Raw genomic sequence first — 22,630 nt, 5'->3', positions numbered from 1 at the left:
TTTTTTCGTATAACTCAATCGAATTTTTATTAAAGAAAAGATGAAAATATTGTTGACATGTGAAATAACGTGTTGTACTATAATTTTTGTGCTCAACAAGAGAAATAACACATGGCGGTGTAGCTCAGCTGGCGAGAGCGTACGGTTCATACCCGTGAGGTCGGGGGTTCGATCCCCTCCGCCGCTACCATTTTAATATGAAGGCCCATTGGTCAAGTGGTTAAGACACCGCCCTTTCACGGCGGTAACAGGGGTTCGAATCCCCTATGGGTCACTACTTAAAACACGTCATAGATTTATGACGTGTTTTTTATTTTGATAACCTCGGAACTGCAACACCTTTTTTGTATCGTTTGAAAGGTTGCGTCAAAAGATTCTATTAGTATTAATAACAGAATAATAAGGGGGCTTGATAATGCAGTTAAAACATGAACATATAGCAAGTTGTGCTTTAGGTGAGCTGTGCTACACGGAATCCACACTCCCAACGGGAACAGCAACAATGGGTGTTGCTTTTTTGTTATCCTGTTAAAGCATAGAGTTGGTTTCAGGTGAGGAGCGAAGGTGGCGACGCCTGCGGGAACAGCACGTGTCTCGAGACCCCACAGGCCCCGCTTTTGGACCGAGGAGGCTCGAGCCGTGCCCGCGGCAAGCGTCCACCGAAAGCGGATCACCTGATACCAACGGTTCAGGTAAGAGGTAACGACCTTTTCGGTAGTAAAAAAATTATACAGCTACCTAAAAAATATATTAGAACCAAAAAACACGTAACCCTAAAAAGAGTTACGTGCTATATTATCAACATTAACTATATATACTGCTACTTTCATAGACAGCAAGATTATCCTCTTTTAGCACCTCGACCTCCACGACGAGATTCTGTGTGCTTCTTAAGTGAGGCCAACCTATCTTCACTTTCTTTTAGAAACTGATTCATTTTTGATTCAAAGTTTTCAGTTCGCTTTTTCTGCTCTTGCTTTTCGAACTTTTCATCCGCCTTTTTAATTGAAAGGCCGATCTTTCCGTTGTCCTCTACATTTAAAACTCTAACATCAACTTCATCCCCTACTGCTAAATGCTCATTGATGTCTTTTACGTACTTATTAGCTACCTCACTAATGTGAACCAGGCCTGTTGAGCCCCCTGGTAATTCCACAAATGCTCCAAAGTTAGTAATGCGGGTAACTTTACCGCGCACCTTGCTGCCTACTTCAACTGACATAAAGAAAATGCTCCTCCTTAGATTTATTAAAAGATCTATTCCTTACTATTATATATAAGCTTTTTTAAAAGTGTCAATAAGAAGGCTCTTCCTCTTCCTCTGGTAAAGTGAAAATAATTTCTCCTTCTTTAGAAAAAAAGTAATCTTTTCTTGCTATTTGCAATAAATAATCAACATCATTTAACAACTCGACTTCTCGCTCTAACTCCTCTTGTTCCTCTAATTGAGCTTGAAGTTCGCTTTGAAGTTGCTCGTACTCACTTTCCTTCTCACTATGAATAGTCTGCTGTTGAAAAAAATATAGTGAAAGGGTTCCAACTATAATTGAAAAGAGAACGCCAAAAGCTACAAGGCGACGAATCAGCAGTTTTTTTTCGCGCTGCTTGCGCTCTAAATGTTGTTCTTGTTGTTTAACATAGGCTGAATTTATTTTTTTTACGTTATTCGTCTTCGTTCCCTTTCTTTTCAACACTTGTCTTCCTCCTATTTCCCCACCAAGACCTTAACATTTTCCACCATCTTCTAATTTCATTATCGCAAGTATGGGCAAGACTATTAAGGTGCTTTTTTACTATTCTCGGAATGAAAGGTGAGATTAATGCGAACAAGACCTTAATGATTAATTGTAGCAATTTTAGTAAAAACCTTCCAATTGCCACAATTATACTAAAAACCAGAAGTAAAATCCATACTATTGGCTGAACAAGTAATAGATTTATTAAGTTTGTTATAGTATTGTACAAGTGCACAACGATTCGAATGGTTACGTCTAACACTTTTAAAAATACATTTTGAAATAAAGCATAATAAGCTGAGATCCCTAGCAAAAATGCAATGACTAAGTAGAATCGTAAAATGCCACCATTAGCTAAGAACAACAAGTAGTAAACGAAAGACCCCATTGTTAGAAAAAATAATAGATCTATTGCGTACTGTTGCCAATAAACATGTGGTCTTAACAATCTTTTATAAGTATCAAATGATCCGACAGAGAGGACGCCTGCAAAGACCATTGTTAACATAGTAATAAATTGCGTACTTAGCGTCATTTAAACAACTTGCTAAAGATTCCTTTAGCTTGGTTTTGTTTATTTTCATCAATGTAGTCAAAAGAATGAATTTTACCTTGAATGGTTAAGAAACCTTCATCAACGTTTAAGTTTTTCATATGCAAATTTTGACCACGAATTAACAAATAGCCCATCGATGTTTTTAATAGAAACTCTTCTGTATCAAAACTATCTACATCTAATACACCAGTCACTTCTAACTTGCGACGATCCTTCAACTTCAGGTCATGTTCACGTTTTGTTTCACGTTCCCCTTGATATAACTGTTTTTCGTATGGCATGTCCTTCCCTCCTATTTACTACTACCGTATGATAGAGGGATTAGAAACATGCTATTAAATTGAGTTGGACTCTATTTTTTCTTCATTAATAACAGAATATAGTCGAGACGTTTGATCTTTTTTCACATGTTCTTGTAACGCCTCTACTTTAATCGTTAGTTTTTTATGTCCATATTGAATCATCACTTCATCACCGACTTTTAAGTCAGTCGAAGCTTTGGCTGACTGTCCATTGACTTGAATTCTACCTTGGCTTGCTACGTCTTTTGCGACAGTTCTTCTTTTAATTAACCTCGATAGTTTCAAAAATTTATCTAAACGCATGTTAACACCTCTTTCATGCTTGTGATGATTTTACTTGTTCCCAATACTGATCCAACTGGTCTAAAGATAAGTCAGTTAAGTTCTCATTATTTTCTTGCACCAATATTTCCACTTCTTTAAATCGACTGATAAACTTCTCACACGTTCTATTTAAAGCTATTTCAGGATCAATTTTATAAAAGCGACCTAAATTGACAATGGAGAATAAAACATCACCTAACTCCATTTCTGCTTCATCTATTGACTTATTCGCGATAGCGTCTTGGAATTCCTCTATTTCTTCTTTAACTTTATGAATTACCGGGCTTTCTTCTTGCCAATCAAATCCTACTTTAGCCACCTTCTTTTGGATCTCTTTTGCATACAATAGACGCGGCAGAGCAATATTTAAACCATCAAGTACTGATTGTGGCTTTGGCTTGTCTTTCTGTTTAATTGCTTCCCAGTTGTTCGTTACTTCTTCAACTGAGTTGACTGAAACATCACTAAAAACATGTGGGTGACGTTCAACCATTTTATCTGTAATTCCTTTTATAACATCATCGACGGTAAAAAATCCATTCTCCTCACCAATCTGGCTATGTAACATAATTTGCAGCAAGACATCACCTAATTCTTCAGCAAGGTGGTCATCATCTTGGGCATCAATCGCTTCGATTACTTCATAAGCTTCCTCAATTAAGTATGGTCGTAACGATTCATGCGTTTGTTTTTGATCCCACGGGCAACCATTTGGTCCTCTAAGTGTTGCAATGACATCCCTTAATGCTGTAAATGTATGGTGTAACTCACTTCGCTCTTGCGGTCTTACATACAACGTAATTAAATTACTCACTTGAAAGTCACGATCTAACTCATGTAAAGAGACAGTTTTAACGGACTGATTATGATTTCCCGCTTCTTCAACAATTGTAATTGGGTAGTCGTACGGTAAATCTTCCATCAGCGTCAGTTTTACTTCTGATGCTGTTAAGGAATCGTACACTTGGCTAATGAGTAAGTGATTTTCATATTGTATCTTACTTCTGTCTAGATGCGTCCCATCTAACAGTTGAAAGCCTTCGATTGGGTCAATTTGGACAGCAGTAAATAGAGGATCAAGGAAGCTTTGTCCGCCTTCTATTTCTACTTTTACGTTAGTTTCATTTGTATTTAGTAGAAGTTGAACCGTTCTTTCAGCAACCATTGGATGTCCTGGAACCGTGTAAATAATGTCTTCTTTCTTCGCTTGATTAATTAAATCATTGGCGATGACGTCGTACACACTTTCAAATTGATCATTATTTTCATAGATTTCATCATAACTTTGAAATTGAACCCCTTCAGCAATTAACGCGTCTATTACTGGGTGATCTATAGTTCTCGTTAAAACTTGGCTACTGTTAATCAATTCACGATATACACCTAACGGTAGCTGTTCAATAGTACCAGCCCCTAAACCAATTACTTTAATTCGCCCCATTCTTACCCAACTTTCTTAGCTTTTTTATCAGTGGTATTGTATTTAAAGCTTCTTGTTCTTCTTTTGTAAATAATTTTATTCGGTCAATACAATATAAAACGATTAAAGCACCTACAAAACAAAGCACAATTACTATTAATAGTAATTGTAATCTTTCATCTAGTGCAACAAAGTTTGTCGCTAACAAGTTCAAGATATACACCATCATAGTCATAATAAATACAATGGCAGAAGATTTAAGCATAAATCGATTAATACCTTTATTTTCCACTCTTGATGACCATAAACGGTAAAATACGACTACGATCAATCCAGTCGCTATAACTGAAGCAAGACTTGCTCCAATTATGCCATATTGTTGTATTAATAAAACGTTTAAAGCCCATTTCACAACTAGAAGTAAAGCGAGCCATTTTACTTGTGCTATACGAATGCCATGTCCTTGTAAAAGTACTGACAACGTCATAATCATCGAAAATAAGAAAACTAAAACCATCATAATTTGAATGGCTACTGTGCCATCACTAGACAAGTAAAATAGTGGATTTAATACAGGCATAATTGCCACTAAACCAAAGGAAGCACTTAGAGAAAATAAAAAGGTTAATTTAAAAGCAAAAACTTGATTCCACACTGTAACCCTTTGTTTACTCGGTTCATTCATTTGGATTGCCGGAACGATCGATAAGGCTAAAGCTGAACCAAAAACAAGCCCTAGCTGCACTAATGGATTACCTCGATCGTAAACACCTTTTGAGACTATCGCTTCTGTAAAAGTAGCACCTAATTCCTTTAAGCTGTTAACCATCGTCAAAACATCAACTAACTGAACAATGAGATGTAAGACGTGAGTTATACTATAGACAACCATACCTGTTATTAACGGAATTAAAACTTTTTTAAGCTTTAACGAAACTGCTTCCTCCGTCGTCTTTCTATATTTAAAATAACATAATACTAAAATTAAAATAGCAAAGGCAACACCTATTAATGTTGCAACTGTGGCAAGCCAACCAATGTTATAAACCGATAGTCCATAATTCACGATGACAACTGTTGAGACAACGATTAATAACACACGTATTAATTGTTCAGTCACTTGTGATAAAGCAATGATCGATTCTTGTTGTTTAAACTGAAAATACCCTCTAAAAAAAGCCGTGATCGGGATGAGCAAAAATAGAAGGCTTGTCATTTTAAACGGCCACAATAATTGGTCATCGCCCATTAAATAAACGAAAAAAGGAGCCGTAAAGTATAACGTTAAAGCGACAACAAAACCTAGAGTCGTTAATAAATAAAACACCGCAGATACGTTTTTAAAACGAATCTGGGCGTTTTGTCGTGTGTAATATGTTAAAACATGCGAAAAAGCGCTCGGCAAACTATAAATGGACAACATAAGAGCTAATGAAATGACAGGGTAAACCTGCTGATAAACATAGAGCCCTTCATCCCCTGCTAAATTTTGCAGCGGGATGCGATAAACCATACCTAGCACTTTTCCAATTAATGCTGCAATCGTTAATATAACCGTACCTTTAATCCATACACTTGAGTTCGACATGTCTTTCCTCACTTGTCTAATAAAGTATTGGTTATATTATATCACATACATTTATAAAGATATTATTTTAATTATTCCATCTGTCTAGCTAAGAAGTTAGCCGCCGTTTCACACACTTTAGTTTCAACATCAGTAAGAGAACCTTTATCTGCATACATGATAATACTACCTACTGGATCACCATTTGTAACAATCGGTTGAATAAGAAACGATGCGACCGTCTCTTCTTGCCCTTGAACCAGTTCTAACGTATATTCATTTCGTTCAACAATTGTTTCTCGCTTTTCCATTGCCTTTTCAATAGCTTCGCCAATACTTTTATTCAAGTATTCTTTCTTCGATGCACCCGCGCAAGATATGAACTCATCCCGATCCGAAATTAATACTTTATGTCCCGTGGCATCGAAAAGTGAATGAGCGTACTCTTGCGCAAATTCACTTAATTCGTTAATAGGTGAGTACTTTTTTAAAATGACTTCACCTTCACGATCAACAAAGATCTCTAATGGGTCTCCTTCTCGAATGCGTAGCGTGCGTCTTATTTCTTTAGGGACAACAACTCTTCCTAGGTCATCAATACGACGTACTATTCCTGTTGCTTTCATACTCTGCAATCCCCGCTTTCTGTGATGTACTCATATAGATGAGTGTTTAATGATTTACTCGTGTTTGTAGTATGAAGCAACAGGAGAAAACTATTCATGATTTGGTTGTTTTTTCACGTTTTCTAATTTTGATAGCAAATCTTCCAATACATCGTAACGCTCTTGTTTGTTTTTATGGTTGTATTGAATCATGATTTTTAATTTTTGACCTTCAGTACCTAGCTGGACCATTCGACCATATTCATTAGCTAGCATAAATAACTCTGAACCATCGATTTTCAAGCTTTCTTCCTCTTGCATAAGCATTTCAATTTTATTGTTTTTCTCATGCACTGTCTCCACTTTTTCTTTTTGAGCTAGCAACCTAATGCGCGCTACCTGCATAAGCTCTTCAACTTCTTGTGGATATGACCCAAAGCGATCGATGAGTTCATCTTTAATCTCAAATATTTCACTAACTTCTTTAACCGCATGAATTCGTTTATACATATGAATCTTCTGTGTTTCATCTTCAATGTATTCACTTGGAATATACGCATCTAATGATAACGTCATTTCGACTTCGAACGGTTTCGTTTCTTCATAAGTTTTGCCTTCTTGTTTCGCTTGAATCGCTTCATTAAGCATTTGTGAGTATAAATCAAAACCGACTGAATCAATGAATCCATGTTGTTCAGTACCTAATAAATTACCAGCACCTCTAATCGATAAATCCCGCATTGCAATTTTAAAACCAGAGCCTAACTCAGTAAATTCTTTAATCGCTTCTAACCTTTTTTCAGCTACTTCAGTTAACACCTTATCTTTTTGATGTGTGAAATAAGCGTAAGCTAAACGGTTAGAACGTCCAACTCGACCTCGCAATTGATAGAGCTGACTTAATCCCATCTTATCAGCATCATTAACAATTAATGTATTAACATTAGGTATGTCAACACCGGTCTCAATAATCGTTGTACTAACTAAAACATCATAATTGCCTTCAAGGAAATCCAAAATAATATTCTCTAGCTGTCTTTCGTTCATTTGTCCATGAGCATGCGCAACCCGTGCATCTTCCACTAGCTCATCAATTTCAGCTGCAACACGATCAATCATATCGACTCGATTATATAAGAAGAAAACTTGCCCATCGCGCGACATCTCCCTTTCAATCGCTTCCTTAATAAATGGTGGATTGTACTCCACTACGTATGTTTGAATTGGGAAACGATTTTCAGGTGGTGTTTCTATGACTGAAAGGTCTCTTACACCAACCATTGACATGTGCAGTGTTCTAGGAATTGGAGTGGCTGTTAACGTTAGTACATCAACATTCGACCTTAACTGCTTAATCTTCTCTTTATGTTTAACACCGAACCGTTGCTCTTCATCAATAATTAATAACCCTAAATCTTTAAATTTAATATCTTTTGAAAGAAGTCGATGGGTTCCGATTACAACATCAACTAAGCCCTTTTCTAGTTGATCTAACGTCTCCTTTTGTTGTTTAGCTGTTTGGAAACGACTGAGTACACCTACGTTTAATCCAAAATCTTGAAACCTCTCTTGAAACGTTTCAAAATGTTGTTGTGCTAAAATAGTCGTTGGCACTAATAAAGCAACTTGTTTATTGTCGATCACAGCTTTAAAAGCTGCACGAATGGCGACTTCTGTTTTACCATAACCAACGTCACCACAAAGAAGGCGGTCCATTGGGCGCTCTCTTTCCATGTCACCTTTAACTTCTTCAATACAACGCAACTGATCTTCTGTCTCTTCATAAGGAAAAGACGCTTCAAAGTCTTTTTGCATTTCACTATCTTTTGAGAAAGCATATCCTTTTGAAGCTTCCCGTTCTGCATAAAGTTGTATTAAATCATCGGCGATATCCTCAACTGAAGATTGTACACGCGATTTAACTTTCTTCCACTCAGTGCCACCTAAGCGATAAAGTTTAGGTTCTTTACCTTCTGAGCCAACGTACTTTTGTACTTGATCAATTTGTTCGACAGGGACAAACAGTTTATCATTACCTGAATATCGTAACACCATATAATCTTTGTGCACGTCATTAACTTGTAATGTTTCAATTCCTAAATACTTACCAATACCATGGTTCGTATGTACAACATAGTCTCCTGTTTCAAGCTCCTGGTAACTTTTAATGCGTTCGGCGTTTGAAATCTTTTGCTTCTTCCGCTTCTTCGGCATTTTCTTTCTGAACAATTCTTCCTCGGTTAGTACCGCCAGTTTGTAACTTGGCATTTCAAACCCTTCACTAATATTACCTTGGATAATAATTGGCTCATTGACTGGTAGGTCGGTTAACTGATGCGGTTGATGAGCAACCATGTCATAATCGTCTAATACACGTTCGACCCTTTTAGCCCTTTCATCATCTGCAGCGATTATGACAACAGAATATTGCGCTTGCATCCACCGGTCCATTTCATTTTTTAATAAGTTCATTTGACCATGGAATTGCTGCATTTGACGACTTGATATGTTAACGATATTTTCCGGCTTCGTGTTAGGGATATGTCTTAAAAATAATGACATATAGACTTTAGGGAATACCATCTGATCCCAAACTTGATACCAATCAAATGACAATTTTAAGCCATTTACAATATCTTGTTGCTCAAGCATTTCGGTATACCAATTAGCTTCTTCACGGTCCAATTGTTCTGCTGTCTCCGAAATACGGCTCATCTCATCTAGTAATACAACACTATTTTTAGGTAAATAATCTAGTAAACTACTCGTTTCTTCATAAAGCAACGTTAAATACTGATATATCCCAGTAAAAATCTCTCCTTGTTCAAGGCGCTCTATGTCGTAGTTTGCTTTTTCATACAAACGTTCCTTTTGCTGATCTTCCTTTAACTGGTCGACCGATGACTTCAATAATATTTTAAGTTTCTCAGCAGCTTGTTCCATTTGTTCATGTGTTAGTACGAATTCCTCTGCTGGCGAGATATCAAATTGTTCCATCTCACCTTGTGAGCGCTGAGTTTCGGCATCAAAATATCGAATTGATTCAACTTCATCATCAAACCATTCGATTCGAACAGGATAGGCTTCAGTTAAAGGATAAACATCAACTATTCCACCACGACGACTCATTTCACCAGGTGCGTTAACTAAATCAACCATCTTATAACCTAATCGTTGTATATCTTTAATCGCTTCTTCAAGTGGTTTTTCTTCACCAACTTTAAAAGAGACTTGAAACTGCTCGACTAACTCTTTAGGAGGTAGTAAACGTTTCAATGCTGATACAGGTACGACCATAATCCCTTTTTCATGTTTTTTCCAGTTCTTTAATGCTTCAAGTCTTTGAGCTTTTAATTCAGGTGATGATGACACAATCTCAGCTGCTAACAATTCATTTGCAGGATATAAGTGGATCTTACTTTCATCTTCTGCAATTGATAATAACTCTTCGTACACTTTTTGTGCTTGTGATAATTGATGGGTCACATACAAGATTGGTTGTTTAGCTGATTCATGAATAAGTGAAGCTAATACAGCTCTTGTTGAGTTCGTTAACCCAGATACGAGTTGTTCATTCATGCCAGTTTCTATTCCATCAATTATATGAGAAAAATCATCTTGAGTTACTAAATAGTCTTTTATGTTCTTCATTTTATGCTCCCCCTTCAAATCACAAGACGGGTATTTCTCAACAGAAAAATGCTTTGGCTTTCACCAAAGCGGGTTAGTGGATAAAGTTTTCTAGCTCAAATAAACTTGGATTTTGCGAAAGTATTTCCTCACATTCTTCGCATACGAGAAGAACATTTAACTCACCCTGTTCTCCTTCTTGTAATATATCATTTAATTCTTCTTGCGTTAGCGACTGTTGTTGAACCAATTGTTGCACCTGTTTTGTGTCATCAATCTCACCGAGGTTTCGACTACAATGACGACATTTCACTTTTGCTGACACAAAGGAACCTCCTTAAACTTCCACATATCAACTAATTCATGTTATGCAAAATGACACAAATTAGTTTATGTGAAGTGAAAACTAGTTATAGGTTTTCCAATTAAAAGGTTCCTTATTCAACTAATAAGATTGATTGAAATCGTTCATCACTTGTAAAAAAGGTTTCTCACACCAAGCTTCACAAGCTTCTTTCGACTTTTCAATAGACGGTGTAATATCAGCCTGTTCTGCTTTTGAGAATTTGTCTAATACATAATCTGTTACACTTTCATCACCTTCAGGTCGGCCAATCCCAAAGCGAATTCGATTAAATTCTTTAGTGTCTAAATGAGCAATTATATCTCTAATTCCGTTATGCCCACCATGTCCACCCTTTTGTCGCAGTCTTATTTTCCCTGTTGGTAAGTCTAAATCATCATAGATCACTAATACATCATCTGCATCGATATTAAAGTAATCAGTTGCTTCTTTTACTGATTGACCTGAACGATTCATATAGGTTTGCGGCTTTAATAACAATACTTTCTCTCCATTGACTACTTCTTGAATGTAATGGGCATTAAACTTATCTTTCTTAAACTTCCAACCATTCTCTTTCGCTATATGGTCGATCACTTGAAAACCAATATTATGTCGTGTTTTTTTGTATCTTAAGCCTGGATTGCCTAACCCAACAATGCACTTCATTATATGTAACTCCTTTAGTTCGATATGCTGTTAAAATTAGATTCTACAAAATCATCACTTTTATCACTAAAATTAGAAAACAGACCGAAGCTCACAACTGAGTATGACTTCGATCTGTTCACTTCAAGTAAATATCAAATTATTCTTCGTTTTCGCCTTCGCCTTCAGATTTATCATTAATTAATTCAGGCTCAGCTTGTTCATCTGCAGCTGCTCCTTCTTCGCCTACTTCAGGAACATCTGCTTGTTGTGGTGGTAAAACCGTCACAATCGTCGACTCATCATCATCTAGGATTTCATAGTCTTGAGTTGTCTTCAGGTCGCCAACTGTAACACTGTCACCAATATCTAATTCAGCTGAAGCTATAGTAATTTCATCTGGGATCTTATTAGGTGTTGTTCTAATATTTAATGTATGCAACGTTTGCTGCAGTACGCCACCTTCTTTTTCACCCTTAGACTCACCATCAATATTAATTGTCACTTCAACATCTACTTCAGTAGACATATCCACTAGGTAGAAATCAATATGAGTTAAGTCTTGTTTAATTGAATCTTTTTGGTAATCATATAGCATAGCGTCTAAAGACTTACCGCCTTCAATTTGTAATGAGAATACCGCATTACGGCCTTCATCTCTTACTTTCTTAACTAAATCCATGCTTTCTACTGAAATGGTTACTGGTTCTTTACCTTTGCCGTATACGACTGCAGGTACAAAACCTTCTGCACGAATTGTTTTAGTGACAGAATTTCTTGTGTCTGGTCTTTCCTTCGCTTGAATTACTGCTGCCATGTGTTACAACCTCCATTTTAAGAAATCTCTGATATTTACTCTTACCCTTTATTATACCTTTTTAAACGCAAAAGTAAAATTTAAAAGAAGAAAATCTTAACAAGATTAAGCAGTGAAATAAACTTGAATAACTAACTCTTAGTCAAATAGACTACTGATTGAACGATGCTCATGAACACGTTTGATTGACTCACCAACCATCTTACCAACTGATAGCGTAACAATTTTATCCGTATCTAAGTCATCCGATAGTTTGATTGTATTTGTTACAACACATTCTTTAATGGCTGAGTTTTCAATTCGTTCAATGGCTGGACCTGATAACACTGGATGTGTACAACAAGCATATACTTCTTTTGCACCATTTTCGATCATCGCATTGGCAGCTAATGAAATGGTACCCGCAGTATCGATAATATCATCAACTAAAATTGCTGTTTTACCTTCGATATTACCAACAATATTCATCACCTCTGCCACATTTGGCTGAGGACGACGTTTATCAATAATCGCAATTGGAGCCTTTAATCGGTCCGCCATATGTCTAGCACGCGTTACACCACCATGATCAGGGGAAACAATAACAACATCTTCTAACCCTTTGTCTAAGAAGTAGTCAGATAGTGTCGGAACCCCAATTAAGTGGTCGATTGGAATGTTAAAGAAACCTTGAATTTGAGCTGCGTGTAAGTCTACTGTAACGACACGATCAGCGCCCGCTGTTTCTAATAGGTCCGCCACAAGCTTCGACGTAATTGGCTCTCTTGAGCGAGCTTTACGGTCCTGTCTTGCATAACCATAGTAAGGCATTACAATATTTATTGTCCGAGCTGAAGCTCTCTTTAAAGCATCAATCATAATGAGCAATTCCATTAAATGCTCGTTTACCGGATTACTTGTTGATTGAACAACGAATACGTCACAACCACGAATGCTTTCTTCAATATTAATTTGTACTTCTCCATCTTTAAAGCGTTTAACAGAACATTTCCCTAATTCAACACCAACAGAATCTGCAATTTCTTGCGCTAATTCAGGGTTAGAGTTTAATGTAAACACTTTAAAATAAGGGTCTTTGTAATGATTAGCCATAGAACAGGAACCTCCACAGTAAAATTATGTTATATTTTCAGGCTAGTTTCAGCCTTAAATTATGAACGTTTATTTAATCGTTCCACATATCCTTCTTTGTTTTCTTGACGAGATCGAGCAATAGATAATGCTTTTTCGGGCACATTTTTTGTAATAGTTGAGCCTGCTGCAACATATGCACCCTTCTCTACTTTAACCGGGGCTACTAAATTAGAATTACAGCCAATAAAAGCGCCATCTTCAATAACGGTCTTATGCTTTGAACGACCATCGTAGTTCACTGTAATACTACCACAACCAACATTAACATCTGATCCAATCTCTGCATCACCTAAGTAAGATAAGTGAGAAGCTTTACTACCCGCTTGCATGCTCGTCTTCTTCACTTCTACAAAGTTGCCTATTTTCACGTCGTCTTCTAAATGACTTTCTGGTCTAATATGGGCAAATGGACCAATTTGTACATTGGCCCCGACATAACTGTCTGTTACAACGCTATGTTTAATCGTTGTACCTTCACCGATTTCACAGTTTTCAACTTCTGTGTTTGGACCGATTGTCGTATTGTTACCAATTTGAGTCTGACCTTTAATGTGTGTACCAGGCTCTATTGTAACGTCTGTACCAATTATAACATCCGCTCCAATATACGTGTTGTCAGGGTCTACGATTGAGACACCGTTTCGCATATGGTGTTCGTTAATGCGATCTTTCAACAATTTTTCTGCTTTAGAAAGGGCTATACGATCATTTACACCTACTGTTTCATTCACATTATTCGTTTGAAAAGCAGCCACTTTTTCTCCACGATTGTTAGCAATTTCTAAAACATCCGGTAAATAATATTCACCTTGTGCATTGTTATTAGACACTTGTTTTAGTGCATCAAACAACAACTCATTGTCAAAACAATACGTTCCTGTATTAATTTCTCGTACGGCTTGTTCCGTTTCATTTGCATCTTTTTCTTCAACGATTTTTTCGACATGGCCTTGTTCATTACGAATAATTCGACCATATCCAGTTGGATTCTCGACCGTAGTTGTAAGAACCGTTACTTTAGCTTGTTCTTGTTCATGTTGATTCATTAACTGACTAATTGTTTCAGAAGTTAAAAGTGGTGTGTCTCCACAAACAACAACTGTTGTCCCTTGCTTTCCTTCTAACTGGCTACTTGCCATTTGTACAGCATGGCCTGTACCTAACTGTTCCCCCTGAACGGCATAAGCTGTTTGATCACCTAGCTGCTCTTGTACAGATTCAGCTCCATGACCAACAATTGTTACAATTTCATCTAATTGAGATTTATGTAGTTGGTCGACAACATGTTGAACCATTGGCTTACCACATACAGGATGTAACACTTTATAGAGGCTTGATTTCATTCTCGAGCCTACTCCTGCAGCCAATACGACCGCAAAACGTTTTGACATCATTTTCCCTCCAACTAATCATGCGAAATTTATCAAAAAAGGTTATCTTAATCCTTATAATCATCCATTATGAATATATCTTAAATAGATAGCACATGCAACTTAATCCTACTTAATAGTTGTGGTATTTTTTACTTTAATTAATAAAAGGTATTAAACCTTTTTATTTCGGCTAATTGGAGGTTTAGTTCTCTTAAAAATAGGTAAAACATAAAAAAGAAGTTCAATCATGGGCGATTGAACTTCTCTCAAAATTTTAAGAAGCACCTGCTTCTTCATATTCAACTTCTTCACCGACACGGTGGTATTCTTCTAAAACGGCATCTTGAATTTTACCACGTGTACCCGAATTAATTGGATGAGCAATGTCTCTAAACTCTCCATCTGGAGTTCGTTTACTTGGCATCGCTACAAATAATCCATTGTTACCATCAATGACACGAATATCATGCACTACGAATTCATCATCCAATGTAATCGAAGCGATTGCTCGCATACGACCATCCGTATTCACGCGACGAAGCCTTACGTCAGTTACTTGCATTATGTCTCACCACCTTTTAGATAAATAACTGCAAAACATGTCGTAAATCTCAAAAGCTCATAACTAAGCTTTTAAGACCCTCTCTATTACCTTTCAACAATGGAATCAAAAATCCTTCTAAAAAATTCATTTTTTTATAATTTTGTGACAAAAATTATTTATAAAAAAAGAGAGGTTTCCCCCTTCTTTTATTAACTATTAAAATAATTACCTGTTACAACTTTTATAGCACCAGATCTTTCATTTACTTCTTGAATTTTTAATAGCGACACGTAATCTTCTACACGCCGTTCTTCGTCTTCATCTTCAGCTTCAGCTAAAACAGCAATGCCTTTAACAGTAGCATTAAACTCTTGCATTAAATTTTCCATCCCTTTAATGGTGCCACCAGCTTTCATAAAGTCATCAATTAAAAGTACGTTAGAGTCTTCTTGAATACTTCTCTTGGCTAAAGCCATTGTTTGGATCTTTCTAGAAGAACCTGAGACGTAATTAATACTCACTGTTGAGCCTTCCGTCACTTTAGGGTCTCTTCTAATAATGACGACTGGTACATTTAACACCTCAGCAACCGCATAAGCTAAGGGTATTCCTTTAGTCGCTACTGTAACAATATAATCAAGGTCTACGTCTTTAAAAGCAGCTCCAAACACTTTACCTATTTCTCTAATATAGTTGTAATCGCCTAATACATCACTCATGTAAACATAACCGCCGGGTAAAATGCGCTTCGAATCTTCTAATACATGAATTAACCGGTCAATAAACTGACGACTTTGGTTATGGTTAAAATCAGGAATATAGCGAACACCACCAGAAGCCCCTGCTGTCGTTTCAATTCTACCGATACCTAATGATTGGAACATTTCATCAATAATATCTATATCCTCACTTACCGATGACTTTGCCGCTTGAAAAGAATCAACAAAATAAGGAAGCGAGATTAATTTCCTCGGATTTTCTTTAAAGTGATGCGTCATCGCTACTATTCTCTCACTACGTTTCATTCACTACACCTCAAAACACGAATATTGAACTATAATATACCATGTATTATTTGTAATTTCCAACTTACCGTAAAGAATGGACGACATAAACTTCTTCACAAAACCCTTTTAAGCTGTTATAAATTCTTTCAGCCTTAGATTGTTGCTTTACTAATGCATATACAGTTGGCCCGCTTCCACTCATCAAAACCCCGTCAGCATCTGCGTTCTCCATTTGCTCTTTAATTGGACTAATTTCTTTATGCATGTTCATTGTTATAGGCTCCAAAACATTTCCCATTTGCTCACACACTGCTTGAAAGTCTTGATTTTCCAATGCTTTAATAGCTTGTTCATTGTTAGGGTGAATCATATTATTTAAATCAACTCGTCCGTAAACCTCTTTCGTTGATACTCCGATTTTCGGCTTAGCTAATACGACGTAACAAGCAGGTAACGGTGAAAGTGGTGTCAACACTTCACCACGTCCTTTTGCCAGTTGAGTACCACCTTGAATACAATACGGCACATCAGAGCCAATTTGCTCAGCCATCTTTTCCATCTGTGCGTTTGAAAGGCCAGTTGCAAACAAACGGTTTAACCCTCTAATAGTTGCTGCTGCATCACTACTGCCCCCGGCTAAACCTGCAGCTACAGGAATGTTTTTATCAATATCAACTTTAACTCCTGATCGAATTCCACATTGTTTCTTAAAAACTTTAGCAGCTTGATACGCTAAGTTTCGATGATCATTAGGAACGTACCGATTTTCTGAATCAATAACAATTTCATCTCTAGTCAATTCTTCAAAGAATAATCGGTCTGACAAATCAATCGACGTCATAATCATTTCAACTTCATGGAATCCATCTTCTCGTTTATGTAATATATCTAAAGTTAAATTAATTTTTGCTGGCGCTTTTTCATAAATCATATTTTCACCTACTGTAATTGTTATCACCGTGATTGTATCATAATCATCATGTGTCCGCTCAACTAAATTAATGTAATGTAACTCTTTAAAGTGTAAAAAAAGTAGGCCTTTAAAAAAAGACCTACTTTTTACTATGTCCAACGTTAACGTTGGCCCTTTTCCATTTGTTCTTGTGCCATCTCAACTGCTCTTTTTACCATGTTACCTGCATCGCGAGATTTAATCCCGCCCCAACCTTCTCTTTGTACCGTGTCGTAAATTCCTAACTCCTTTGCGATCTCCTCTTTAAAACGATCAGACATAATGCCTTTACGTCTACTCAACGGACCACAACTCCTTTTGTCGTTTTTTACGACACACTTATTATATGTACTTTTGAGAAACTAAAACATGGAAAGTGTTGAGGATGTTAGCAAAAAGAAGTAATGCAGTAGATACTACAGGATTATGCCATCTTGGTGATTTCATCTGTGAAGGTAATTTTGACCGTTTCAGTCAATACGTCCGCGTAACTATAAGATACGCGCTCAAACGAATGCTCGTCTTGGTCGAGTTCAACAACAAAAACTGATGGATATGTTTCCGCTAAGACTCCGCAACGCTCAATGGTTTTACGACGTCCGCCATTAGCTTCTAGCGTTAAACGTTGACCAATCTTTACATCTAATGCTTGTTTAATTTCACCCAATGTCTTGCCCACTAGACTCCACCTCACTGTCAATAATATACCATATTTAAGCCGTAAAGTCAAAAATTTTTCATTATAACAATTTAACAGTTACAATGTCAATAAAATATCCATTCCTTTTCTTAACATTACCTAAAAAGACGTTATCATACATAAATATACAATTTTCAACAATGTTATTTTGACAAATAAAAAACACCGCATGTATACGGTGTTTAATTTTAATCACTTTCTTTTGATTTCTCATTTGTAACTGGTAGACCTTTCATGTATGGCAAACCAATTCTAAATAAGCCTCGAGTTTCAATTCCGCCTATTCCCTTCTCTCTTGTAATGGTTTTATTAATGACATCATGCAAGTTAACCTTTTCCATAAAAGATGTATAACCAATTTTAGCAATTACATAAACTGGATCTAACGCATGAATATTAATTCTCGTTGGAGAACTCGCAAAATTGGCTCCAGCTTTAATAAGTGACTCAAAGTGAGACTGGCATGCACCTGCGAAGATCACTAATTGATCAAGACTTGGTTCGACCCTTCTAGCTTCTCTAACAGACTCAACGAAATACTTACTATTACGATAAGCTCTAATATCATGTTCTTCACCTTTTTGCTTAGAGTATGAGTCATGACCTGTAATAACCAAAATATCTGGTTGTACTTTTTCCATCAGTTCTCTAACTTTTAAAGGCATTTCTGACTCTTCCACATGAATTCCATGCACCTGTAAACCAAGTCTTTTATAAAGCATGACACATTTTTTCAAAAACAAAGCATCTCCATCAATATGAAGCACTTTTGGACATAACTGAAATTGCGCTACGTCCTCTTCTTTGACAGAAGTTGGTTGCGCATAATCACGGAATGAACGTAAATAATAATCCTGTCTAAACATACGATAGGACGTTGCTTCTTTTTGGCGTACTTGTCGTTCAATTTCGTGTCTCTCATCATTTTGTACACGTTTTAGATCATCTAACGGAGCATCTGCTTCTAAGCGAAAATTCTCCCCATAGATGATTGCTTGGTTGTTATGGACTTTTTGTATTCGAAATAACAAGTCATGACCATAAGAGTGTCTTGTCACAATTTCTCCTCTATGCCAATTCATCTCGTTCTCCCTTTCACTAATAACCTTCTCTTATAACGTATTGTGAAAGTGAACAAATTGTGCATAAGCCTTAATAAAAGAAAACTCACCGAATAAAGGCGAGTTAAGAACGAGTTACATAATGATTAAACACATTAGCCAGCTCTGCAAACTCTTCTAAGCTTAACGACTCTCCTCGACGTGATGGATCAATACTCGCCTCTTTAAATAATCCATCTAACGTTTCACCATCTATTTCATCGCTAAAAGCTCTCTTTAAGTTGTTCTTTAACGTTTTACGTCTTTGACCAAAACTAGCTTGAACAATCTCAAAATAAAGGCCCTCATGCTCAACATGAACTTTAGGTTGTGAACGAACATTTAACTGCAAAATGGCCGAATCAACATTGGGCTGAGGCATAAAACACGTTTTAGGAACATTCATTACAACTTTTGAAGTTGTATAATATTGAACAGCAATCGATAATGAACCGTAATCTTTACTATTTGGATCTGCTGACATCCTTGCTGCTACTTCTTTTTGCATCATGACAGTAATTGAGTCAACTGGTAAATGGCTTGTTAACAACTTCATCAAAATAGGTGTTGTAATATAATAAGGCAAGTTGGCTACAACTTTAACTTTCTCACCTTGCTTCACATGTTCTTCAATGAAGCTTTGTAAATCCACTTCTAAAATATCTTGCTGATAGACTGTAACATTATGATAAGGCGATAACGTGTCCTCTAAAACATCAATTAGACGTCCATCAATTTCAAAAGCATAAACGTGTTTAGCTTTCTTCGCTATTTGTTCTGTTAATGCACCAATTCCTGGTCCAACCTCAATGACAATACAATCTTCATCAACGTCTGCTTTTGATACAATGTTTTCTAGTATATTTACATCAATTAAGAAATTTTGACCTAAGCTTTTCTTAAAGGATAAGTTATGCCTTTCCATGATTGCTTTCGTTCTTGTAATTGTTGCAATCGGCTTCATTCACTCGTTCGCTCCTCTTCATAGATCTTTTCCATAGCTTGCTCTAGAGTTGATATTTCAATTTGAAACATGTTTAATCTTTTTTCTAATTGTTTGGCATTAGCGTATCCAATTTTTAGTAAGTGTCCTAGTTGTTCACGCCTTTGTTTAGCTTTATTTCCACCAATTAAGCCGTATTGGACTAAATATGGCTTCCATATGATATTAGTATGTTTCGTCTCTTTAACTTCATATACTGCTTCTAGCGCTCGTTTAAGGTCTTCAACCTTAGCATGTTCTACACCTAACCCTTTTTTACCTTTAGCTTGTCCTCGAGGTAAGAAGGCATGTTTACAGCCTGGCACGTGTTCATCAATCATTCTTCTTATCCTCTCTCCAGGATAGTCAGGGTCAGTAAATACAATCACACCGCGTTTTTCTTTTGCGTGCTTAATTTGTTCTATCGTTGCTTCATTTATCGCTGAACCGTTTGTTTCAATTGTATCAGCATCGACAGCTAGTTTAATTCGAACTGTATCGTCTTTACCTTCAACGACAATTACTTCATTTATTTTCAAACAGATGCTTCCTTTCTTAATTTAAGTCTAATTCATTTATGTAAATAACTATAGTTAACCAAAATAAAAAGATAACCCTTACTATACGTTATTATAGTATAGCAGGATTATCTATAAATCGAAAAAATTATCTTAATCAATTACTCGAACTTGAACTGTTCGACGACCCCAATTCATCGCTTCACTACGCGAATCAACCAAAATATCAATCTTGTTTCCGACAATGGCGCCACCTGTATCAAGTGCAATAGCCGTAAATGTTTCGCTAGGTGTTTTCACTTCAACAATAGAATAAAGTGGAATAACACTAGGATCAACTGCAATGACGCGCATGCCGTTGTAATAAATTGAGTTGCGCACATCTACACCAGTTGCTGTAACGCCAGTACAACCTGATGGACAGTTAGCCGTATACTTCGTTGACGTAAACTGTTGAAATTCACCAGATGATGAAGATGCCAGTTGAACTTCTTCTTTCGTTCCTTCCATTACAACACGGTTAACACTTTCTTCTACAATCTCTTCATCCACAAGTTCTCGAGATACGACTTCACCGTTTTCTTTTACGACTTCGTACTCTTGAACTTTTTTACCTTCTTCACCTAATTGAACAACTTCACTTTTACCTTGTAACATTGAATCGTCTTCACGTGTCTCCGTTGTATATGGAACACTTTCTTCAACTGTTTCATAGTCTATAGACACACGCACGATTTCAATATCACGTTTGTCTCTAACCATTTGTGACGGTTCAACGTTTAACTGATCATGTTCACTTAACTCAATTCCTTCTTGATTAAGTAAATTTTGGACCGTCTGGTTTGTGACAACCTTCGTCTCTTCTTCGCCACCATCTACAATTTTTACTTCAAAAGCTGTGTTAATAGCTATGTGCATCTGATCATGAACCGAATCGTTTAAAGAAACTGACATTTGATCATGCTCTGATAATTCAATATTTTTATTATTTAAAAAGTCTTCTACTGTATTTTCTGTTGTATAGTAATGTTCTGTACGTTGGTCCACTGTTACAATAACTTCTCTTGCCTGTTCATAAGTAATGTCCATACCATCTTCTAATTCAGCATCGACATTTACAGATAGATGATCATGTTTACCGACTTTAACATCAAGTTCATCTAACAACTCATCTACTGTATTTGCTGTAGTCACAACTGTTTGTTCTTCATCGTCTAACACAACAGTTACTTCAGCCCTCATAGAGTCATAGACAAAGAAAGTAATTGAGGCTAAAACTAAAATTGTTGCGAACAAGGTTAGGGCTATTTGCTTAAAACCAAAACGACTCAAACCCTTTTTCGCCTGTTCTGTACCTACCATAAAAATGCCTCCTCTGTACGCATCTGATTATAGGCACCGTATAGACATAAGTCAAATAATATTTGTTTAAGAGAATATTACATATTTATTACAGACTAGTTCTTTAGCCATAGAATAATAGACTAAAGCAGGTGCCTACATGCCATCATAACCAAAACAGGCCTCTACTATACGTACGTAGTTCATATATTTTTATGACTGCACTTGAACTAGATTTTAAATAATTGTCTAGCATTTTCATTCGTTTGCTTTGCTACTTCTTCTACTGATAAATCTTTTAATTCTGCAATTTTTTCAGCGACTAGCTTTACGTACGCCGGCTCATTTCGTTTGCCACGGTTTGGATGCGGTGCTAAAAATGGACAATCCGTTTCAATTAATAATTTCTCAAGCGGCACTTCTTGCGCCACGACTTTAGGATCTTTTGCATTCTTAAAAGTAACTGGACCACCTAAAGAAATATGAAAGCCCATATCTAAACACTTCTTCGCGTATTCAACATTGTCGTTATAACAATGCATAATACCGCCAACTTCTTCCGCATTTTCTTCTTGTAAAATTTCAACGATATCTTCGGTTGCTTCCCTATTATGAATAATGATCGGCATGTTAACACGTTTGGCTAGTGCAATTTGTTTGCGAAATGCATCTTTTTGTATATCTTTAGGTGATTTATCCCAATGATAGTCTAGACCCATTTCACCAATTGCGACGACTTTTTCATGACGACTAAGTTTTTCAATCCAGTTCAAATCTTCATCAGTCATATCAATTGCGTCGACTGGGTGCCATCCTACCGCTGCATAGATGAAATCATAGTTTTCAGCAATCTCAATAGCTAATGGGATCGTTTTGCGGTCGAATCCTACAACAACCATTTGTGTAACACCTTCATCTTGCGCACGTCGGATTACTTCGTCACGATCTTCATTAAATTGATCAGCATTTAAGTGTACATGTGTATCAAATAACATTATATCCACTCCTCTAGTTATACAAGACAAAAGGGA

At 36.6% G+C, this 22,630-nt stretch carries 24 protein-coding genes and 2 tRNA genes; 2 read left to right on the top strand and 24 right to left on the bottom strand.

Annotation, left to right across the window (positions count from 1 at the left end; all coding sequences use genetic code 11):
- Window positions 1-113 precede the first annotated feature (113 nt).
- Window positions 114-190: transfer RNA gene (locus J2R98_RS12335), tRNA-Met, on the top strand.
- A gap of 12 nt (window positions 191-202) precedes the next feature.
- Window positions 203-274, top strand: a tRNA-Glu gene (locus tag J2R98_RS12330).
- A 567-nt stretch (window positions 275-841) separates the two neighbouring features.
- Here the strand turns inward: J2R98_RS12330 and J2R98_RS12325 are convergent.
- The 24 genes from J2R98_RS12325 to J2R98_RS12210 form a co-directional block, all read right to left on the bottom strand.
- Window positions 842-1,222, bottom strand: a complete 381-nt coding sequence (locus tag J2R98_RS12325; protein WP_307069432.1) for a S1 domain-containing RNA-binding protein — start codon at window positions 1,220-1,222, stop codon at window positions 842-844.
- A gap of 73 nt (window positions 1,223-1,295) precedes the next feature.
- The gene (locus tag J2R98_RS12320) at window positions 1,296-1,694 is read right to left on the bottom strand and encodes a septum formation initiator family protein (protein ID WP_307069428.1); all 399 of its coding nucleotides are present in this window, start codon (window positions 1,692-1,694) and stop codon (window positions 1,296-1,298) included.
- On the bottom strand, window positions 1,663-2,271 hold the full coding sequence (gene yabQ, locus J2R98_RS12315) for a spore cortex biosynthesis protein YabQ (RefSeq protein WP_307069425.1): 609 nt from the start codon (window positions 2,269-2,271) through the stop codon (window positions 1,663-1,665). The genes J2R98_RS12320 and yabQ overlap by 32 nt, the downstream gene beginning before the upstream one ends.
- Window positions 2,268-2,573: a sporulation protein YabP gene (gene yabP, locus J2R98_RS12310; RefSeq protein WP_307069423.1), complete on the bottom strand. Its 306-nt coding sequence runs from the start codon at window positions 2,571-2,573 to the stop codon at window positions 2,268-2,270. The genes yabQ and yabP overlap by 4 nt, the downstream gene beginning before the upstream one ends.
- Before the next feature lie 54 nt (window positions 2,574-2,627).
- Window positions 2,628-2,897, bottom strand: a complete 270-nt coding sequence (locus J2R98_RS12305) for an RNA-binding S4 domain-containing protein (RefSeq protein WP_307069421.1) — start codon at window positions 2,895-2,897, stop codon at window positions 2,628-2,630.
- A 13-nt stretch (window positions 2,898-2,910) separates the two neighbouring features.
- Window positions 2,911-4,359, bottom strand: a complete 1,449-nt coding sequence (gene yabN / locus J2R98_RS12300; RefSeq protein WP_307069419.1) for a bifunctional methyltransferase/pyrophosphohydrolase YabN — start codon at window positions 4,357-4,359, stop codon at window positions 2,911-2,913.
- The gene (locus J2R98_RS12295) at window positions 4,346-5,926 is read right to left on the bottom strand and encodes a polysaccharide biosynthesis protein (RefSeq protein WP_307069417.1); all 1,581 of its coding nucleotides are present in this window, start codon (window positions 5,924-5,926) and stop codon (window positions 4,346-4,348) included. The genes yabN and J2R98_RS12295 overlap by 14 nt, the downstream gene beginning before the upstream one ends.
- A 71-nt stretch (window positions 5,927-5,997) precedes the next feature.
- On the bottom strand, window positions 5,998-6,531 hold the full coding sequence (spoVT, locus tag J2R98_RS12290) for a stage V sporulation protein T (protein WP_307069414.1): 534 nt from the start codon (window positions 6,529-6,531) through the stop codon (window positions 5,998-6,000).
- Window positions 6,532-6,621: 90 nt separating this feature from the next.
- Window positions 6,622-10,161 (bottom strand): transcription-repair coupling factor, encoded by a 3,540-nt coding sequence (gene mfd, locus J2R98_RS12285; RefSeq protein ID WP_307069412.1) that lies wholly within the window; start codon window positions 10,159-10,161, stop codon window positions 6,622-6,624.
- Between the two features lie 73 nt (window positions 10,162-10,234).
- Window positions 10,235-10,465: an anti-sigma-F factor Fin gene (locus tag J2R98_RS12280; protein ID WP_307069410.1), complete on the bottom strand. Its 231-nt coding sequence runs from the start codon at window positions 10,463-10,465 to the stop codon at window positions 10,235-10,237.
- Between the two features lie 120 nt (window positions 10,466-10,585).
- The gene (gene pth, locus J2R98_RS12275; RefSeq protein WP_307069409.1) at window positions 10,586-11,152 is read right to left on the bottom strand and encodes an aminoacyl-tRNA hydrolase; all 567 of its coding nucleotides are present in this window, start codon (window positions 11,150-11,152) and stop codon (window positions 10,586-10,588) included.
- 139 nt (window positions 11,153-11,291) lie between these two features.
- On the bottom strand, window positions 11,292-11,948 hold the full coding sequence (locus tag J2R98_RS12270) for a 50S ribosomal protein L25/general stress protein Ctc (RefSeq protein WP_307069407.1): 657 nt from the start codon (window positions 11,946-11,948) through the stop codon (window positions 11,292-11,294).
- A 138-nt stretch (window positions 11,949-12,086) separates the two neighbouring features.
- Window positions 12,087-13,040, bottom strand: a complete 954-nt coding sequence (locus J2R98_RS12265) for a ribose-phosphate diphosphokinase (protein WP_307069405.1) — start codon at window positions 13,038-13,040, stop codon at window positions 12,087-12,089.
- Window positions 13,041-13,099: 59 nt separating this feature from the next.
- The gene (gene glmU / locus J2R98_RS12260; protein WP_307069403.1) at window positions 13,100-14,473 is read right to left on the bottom strand and encodes a bifunctional UDP-N-acetylglucosamine diphosphorylase/glucosamine-1-phosphate N-acetyltransferase GlmU; all 1,374 of its coding nucleotides are present in this window, start codon (window positions 14,471-14,473) and stop codon (window positions 13,100-13,102) included.
- 256 nt (window positions 14,474-14,729) lie between these two features.
- Window positions 14,730-15,017 carry a septation regulator SpoVG gene (gene spoVG / locus J2R98_RS12255; protein ID WP_017186526.1) on the bottom strand — a complete coding sequence of 96 codons (288 nt, stop codon included), beginning with the start codon at window positions 15,015-15,017 and terminating at the stop codon, window positions 14,730-14,732.
- Window positions 15,018-15,208: 191 nt separating this feature from the next.
- A complete protein-coding gene (gene purR, locus J2R98_RS12250; protein WP_307069400.1) occupies window positions 15,209-16,024 on the bottom strand; it encodes a pur operon repressor in 816 nt (271 codons plus the stop codon).
- A gap of 64 nt (window positions 16,025-16,088) precedes the next feature.
- Entirely contained in the window at window positions 16,089-16,937 is an 849-nt protein-coding gene (gene ispE / locus J2R98_RS12245; RefSeq protein WP_307069398.1) for a 4-(cytidine 5'-diphospho)-2-C-methyl-D-erythritol kinase, read from the bottom strand.
- A 143-nt stretch (window positions 16,938-17,080) separates the two neighbouring features.
- On the bottom strand, window positions 17,081-17,260 hold the full coding sequence (locus tag J2R98_RS12240; RefSeq protein WP_307069396.1) for a small, acid-soluble spore protein, alpha/beta type: 180 nt from the start codon (window positions 17,258-17,260) through the stop codon (window positions 17,081-17,083).
- A 122-nt stretch (window positions 17,261-17,382) separates the two neighbouring features.
- Window positions 17,383-17,637 carry a biofilm formation stimulator Veg gene (gene veg / locus J2R98_RS12235; protein WP_307069395.1) on the bottom strand — a complete coding sequence of 85 codons (255 nt, stop codon included), beginning with the start codon at window positions 17,635-17,637 and terminating at the stop codon, window positions 17,383-17,385.
- Between the two features lie 209 nt (window positions 17,638-17,846).
- Window positions 17,847-18,740, bottom strand: coding sequence for a sporulation peptidase YabG (yabG, locus tag J2R98_RS12230; protein ID WP_307069394.1), 894 nt, complete (start codon window positions 18,738-18,740; stop codon window positions 17,847-17,849).
- 103 nt (window positions 18,741-18,843) lie between these two features.
- Window positions 18,844-19,722 (bottom strand): 16S rRNA (adenine(1518)-N(6)/adenine(1519)-N(6))-dimethyltransferase RsmA, encoded by an 879-nt coding sequence (rsmA, locus tag J2R98_RS12225; RefSeq protein WP_307069392.1) that lies wholly within the window; start codon window positions 19,720-19,722, stop codon window positions 18,844-18,846.
- A complete protein-coding gene (gene rnmV / locus J2R98_RS12220) occupies window positions 19,719-20,279 on the bottom strand; it encodes a ribonuclease M5 (protein WP_307069390.1) in 561 nt (186 codons plus the stop codon). The genes rsmA and rnmV overlap by 4 nt, the downstream gene beginning before the upstream one ends.
- A gap of 132 nt (window positions 20,280-20,411) precedes the next feature.
- Entirely contained in the window at window positions 20,412-21,620 is a 1,209-nt protein-coding gene (locus J2R98_RS12215; RefSeq protein ID WP_307069388.1) for a resuscitation-promoting factor, read from the bottom strand.
- A 209-nt stretch (window positions 21,621-21,829) separates the two neighbouring features.
- Complete coding sequence (locus tag J2R98_RS12210) at window positions 21,830-22,594, bottom strand: TatD family hydrolase (protein WP_307069385.1); 765 nt, start codon at window positions 22,592-22,594, stop codon at window positions 21,830-21,832.
- Window positions 22,595-22,630: the final 36 nt, after the last annotated feature.

The sequence above is a fragment of the Alkalibacillus filiformis genome, assembly GCF_030814115.1.
Classification (GTDB): Bacteria; Bacillota; Bacilli; order Bacillales; family Alkalibacillaceae; genus Alkalibacillus; species Alkalibacillus filiformis.
The sequence above is the reverse complement of the archived record's forward strand: the minus strand, read 5'-3'. Positions and strand labels throughout refer to the sequence as shown.